The sequence below is a fragment of the Nitrospinota bacterium genome, assembly GCA_009873635.1.
GTDB lineage: Bacteria > Nitrospinota > Nitrospinia > Nitrospinales > VA-1 > LS-NOB.
This window is the reverse complement of the sequence record WAHY01000021.1, coordinates 14,935-18,816: the sequence shown is the minus strand read 5'-3', so window position 1 is coordinate 18,816 and position 3,882 is coordinate 14,935. Positions and strand designations below refer to the sequence as shown.

The following is a 3,882-nucleotide window of genomic DNA, read 5'->3' as shown; positions in this document are numbered from 1 at the left end:
TAGAAGTCGCAGAAACCATTAAGTCCGTGGTCTCCAATTCAAGCGGTTTTGAGAGCAACATCTCTAAATGCGTGGAAAATTTAGAAAGTGCCGATAGCATTCAAGATATCATGAGGCTGAAAGAAAGCTTTGTTGGAGAGATGAAAAAGGTCAGAGAGAATTCCCGTACCTTGCAGGATGAGCTGGAAGAACAAAGGAAGAATTCTGTTATCCTTGCCAAAAAATTGGAGCAGAGTGAGGCCCAGGCATTGTTGGATCCATTAACCAATGTTCTCAATAGATCTGCATTTAATATGAAAGTGGGGCAAATGATCCATGAATTTAAGCGTTATAAAGAAGAATGGGCCCTGCTAATATTGGATATTGATCATTTCAAAAAGTTTAATGATGATTATGGCCATCAATTGGGAGATAAAGTATTAAAGTCTGTTGCCGGAACGGTGCGAGACAGCATTCGAGTTTCTGATCAAATATTCAGATATGGCGGAGAGGAGTTTGTTGTCATTTTGAGCAGAGTAAATAATAAAACCACCCCTCAACTGGCCGAAAAAATCTGCCGGGAAGTTGAGAGAGATTATTTTGTTCACAATGAACAAAAGCTTAAAGTCACGATTAGTATAGGGGGTGCTGTTGTGACTGATAATGATACGGAACAGAGTTTGTTTGAAAGAGCAGATAAGGCCATGTATAAAGCCAAGCATACCGGGAGAAACAGGGTTGTAATGGCTGAGTAATATTTCTTACTGTTTTAATTAGTTTTTATCCTTCATTTTAATGCCTCCCACTACCTTAGAAGATTTATTTTCCTCACCTGGCTTTTTAGCCATATTCCTTACAATACTTCTCACAATTGCAAACATTATGGTTGGGGTCAGCATACTTCCCAGCGACAAACGGGAGAAAGGATACAGGCTTCATCGTCTTCTTTTTGGAGCTGTGGTCGCTGGTTATGTCCTGTTTTTATTTCACCTGTACCAGAGCAATCGAAATTCTGTTTTTGCTTATCTTGTATTTGCTTATCTTATTTTTGCCGTCCCACTCGCTCGAAGAATTAATGTGACCTTGCATGCCATAATTGCATCGGTGGGTTTGGTTCTTATCACAGTGGTAGCCGCGATAAACTTGATATAGATACCCGTAAGTGGTGTAGACTTACGGATATGTGTTCGTGAAAAAAGAATTTTTAATATTTTTGGTCTTAGAATATGGAAGAGTTTGATGTGATGGTCTTGGGGGGTGGTTTGTCTGGCGTTTCTGCGGCTCTCAGGTCTGCTGAATTGGGAGGTAGGGTCTGTTTGATCGAAAAAAGAAAACTGGGGGAGTTGGGATTTCGTAGGCGGAGAGCGCTTTTTATAGAAAATGACAAATCGTTCAACTTGAGTTGGGAAAAATATAAGAATGAATTGATTGTAGAGGCAGGTAAATATTCCAAGTTTCTTGAGAAAAAACTGAGTGATGCTGGAGTAGAAGTGGTTGAAGGTGAGGGCCAGCTTGCAAGCCAGAAAGAGATCAGTGTTCAAGTTGGGGATGGTGAGCATTTACTCTTGAAAGGAAAATCAATAATTTTAGCTTATGGTTCCGATTGCAGGTTCTCGCCAACTTTACCGCATGAGGAGAAGGTTGTAGTTTCCATCGATGAAATTTCTGGGCTTTCAGATCTTCCGGAAAAAGTGCTTATTACAGGTGGCGGTCACTTTGCTGCTGAAGCCGCATTAGGGCTTCAAAAAAGAGGGTGTAAAGTATTCCTTTGCTTTGAACAAAAGATGCTTTTCCCGCAATTGGATGAAGACTTTAATAAAGCAGTTGAAAGCCAGTTCAAAACGAAAAAAATTAAAGTTCTACCGGGAAAAAAAATTATATCTATTTATAAAAATGCTGGAGAAATCGAAATCACTTTAGAGTCGGGCATTAAATTTTCTGTAAATCAGATAATCATTGCCGAAGGCCGTGCTGGAATGCCGGAAAATGATGTGGCTGAAAAACTTGGAGTCCGTTTAGGTGAGCATAAAAATATTCTGGTTGATGATGCAATGATGACAAGCTTACCAGGTGTGTTCGCGGTAGGTAGTGTGACCGGTGAATTGACCAGCGATACGTTGTCTCGGGAAGAGGGAAGAATTGCAGCTGAAAATGCGATGGGAAAAAAAAGACAACTCAATAGAGAGTGGGTCCCGTATACTATACGTACTGCCCCTTGTATTGCTTATGCGGGATGTTCCATGAAAACAGCTCCTCTGCAGGGGTTTCATCCTGTCGAAGGTAACTTTGAAGAAAAACTTGAAGATACTGAAGGGTTGTCTGTTGTTCAAAAGTATAAGGTGATCGCGGATAAAAGATCACGTCTGGTTGTTGGCGTGCAGTTGATTTCTAGTAATGCGGTAGATTGGGTTCCTATGCTTTTGTTACTGATAAAAAAGGGGGTTACGGTCAGTAATTTGTCTAATTGTACCAGCTCTGAGGGAGCGATGATTAATGCCATATCTGAGGCGGCAAGAGATTGTTTGAAGGCCTTAAAGACCCCTTAAAACAAAAGGTTTTAAGCCGCTCACTTCTTGTCTTGACTCGATATTTTAATTATGTTAAAAACCAACACTTTGACAGTCTGTTACGGGTTGTCGCCGAAGGCTTTAAAAGTCACTGAATCCTTTTAAAATATTGGTGTTATAGAGCTTATGGCTGAGTCAGATAAGAAAGATAAAAAGGAAAAAGAAGAGGAGCAGAATACAATCTGGTCACGCCGCGAATTTTTCTCTTTAGCTGGCTGGGCTGGGTTTATGGCATCACTAGGTCTGTCCGCTGCTTATTTTGCGCGGTTGCTATTTCCTAGAGTACTATTTGAGCCTTCTCCGATATTTAAGGCTGGTTATCCAAACGATTATACAGTTGGTGCAGTCAGTACAAAATATATTAAGGACCAACGCGTTTGGATTGTGCGTGATGAGGAAGGAATATACGTTCTTTATGGCCTTTGTACCCATTTAGGATGCACGCCTAGGTGGCTTAATACTGAAAACAAATATAAATGTCCATGTCATGGAAGTGGTTTTACTAAAGAAGGGATGCATTTTGAAGGTCCAGCTCCCAGACCTTTGGAAAGGCTAAAGATTGTTTTAGGTCCAGATGGTCAAATAATTGTTGATAAGAGTAAAAAGTTTCTTTGGGAAAAAGGCCAATGGGGTGAACCAGGAGCAAAACTTCTAGTTTAGCTATTTTGAAGGTAATCTTCATTTTTACTTCTCTTTTTAGAGTGAATATATTTATTCATTGATGGAGGATTGATTTTTGGCAAATAAAGCACCGCAAATTCCGAATATTGCGGAATTGATGGATAAAATAAAAAGCGGCAAGATCTTCAGTGAAATTGCTAAAGAAATTACTGAGTCGCAGGTCTGGACTTCTACATTCAGGCATGGATATGCAGACACACCAAGAAACCGTGTTTTGCAAATTGCCAGCAATGTTTGGTTGCATCTCCATCCAGTAAAGATGCATCGCCATGCTTTACGTATTAAGTTCACCTGGTGCATGGGCGGCATCACCTTTCTTTTGTTTCTTTCCACTGTTGTGACTGGGGTGATACTGATGTTTTATTATCGCCCGGTTGGGGAGTATGCGTATTACGATATGAAATACCTGCAATACGATGTTCCTTTTGGCATGCTTATGAGAAATATGCATCGTTGGGCAGCTCATGCCATGGTTATCACAGTATGGTTACATATGTTCAGGGTATTTTTAACCGGTTCGTATAAACCACCTAGGGAGTTTAACTGGGTCATTGGTGTATTTCTGGTAACGTTTACCCTGTTGCTCAGTTTCACTGGTTATCTCCTACCTTGGGATCAATTGGCTATGTGGGCGGTTACTGTGGGAACAAATATG

The 3,882-nt window shown here is 40.5% G+C and carries 5 protein-coding genes; all 5 read left to right on the top strand.

Annotation, left to right across the window (positions count from 1 at the left end):
* The first annotated feature begins 71 nt into the window (after nt 1-71).
* Complete coding sequence (locus tag F3741_10700) at nt 72-734, top strand: GGDEF domain-containing protein (GenBank protein ID MZG31250.1); 663 nt, start codon at nt 72-74, stop codon at nt 732-734.
* Nucleotides 735-774: 40 nt separating this feature from the next.
* Nucleotides 775-1,131, top strand: a complete 357-nt coding sequence (locus F3741_10695; protein ID MZG31249.1) for a hypothetical protein — start codon at nt 775-777, stop codon at nt 1,129-1,131.
* 74 nt (nt 1,132-1,205) lie between these two features.
* Nucleotides 1,206-2,525: an NAD(P)/FAD-dependent oxidoreductase gene (locus F3741_10690; GenBank protein ID MZG31248.1), complete on the top strand. Its 1,320-nt coding sequence runs from the start codon at nt 1,206-1,208 to the stop codon at nt 2,523-2,525.
* A gap of 147 nt (nt 2,526-2,672) precedes the next feature.
* Nucleotides 2,673-3,206, top strand: a complete 534-nt coding sequence (locus F3741_10685) for a Rieske 2Fe-2S domain-containing protein (protein MZG31247.1) — start codon at nt 2,673-2,675, stop codon at nt 3,204-3,206.
* A 76-nt stretch (nt 3,207-3,282) separates the two neighbouring features.
* Nucleotides 3,283-3,882, top strand: a 600-nt coding sequence (locus F3741_10680) for a DUF4405 domain-containing protein (GenBank protein MZG31246.1), incomplete at its 3' end; no start/stop codon positions are given.

Coding starts and splice junctions, on each gene's coding strand:
- F3741_10695 (MZG31249.1), top strand. CDS start 775: ATGCCTCCCACTACCTTAGAAGATTTATTTTCCTCACCTGGCTTTTTA.
- F3741_10690 (MZG31248.1), top strand. CDS start 1,206: ATGGAAGAGTTTGATGTGATGGTCTTGGGGGGTGGTTTGTCTGGCGTT.
- F3741_10685 (MZG31247.1), top strand. CDS start 2,673: ATGGCTGAGTCAGATAAGAAAGATAAAAAGGAAAAAGAAGAGGAGCAG.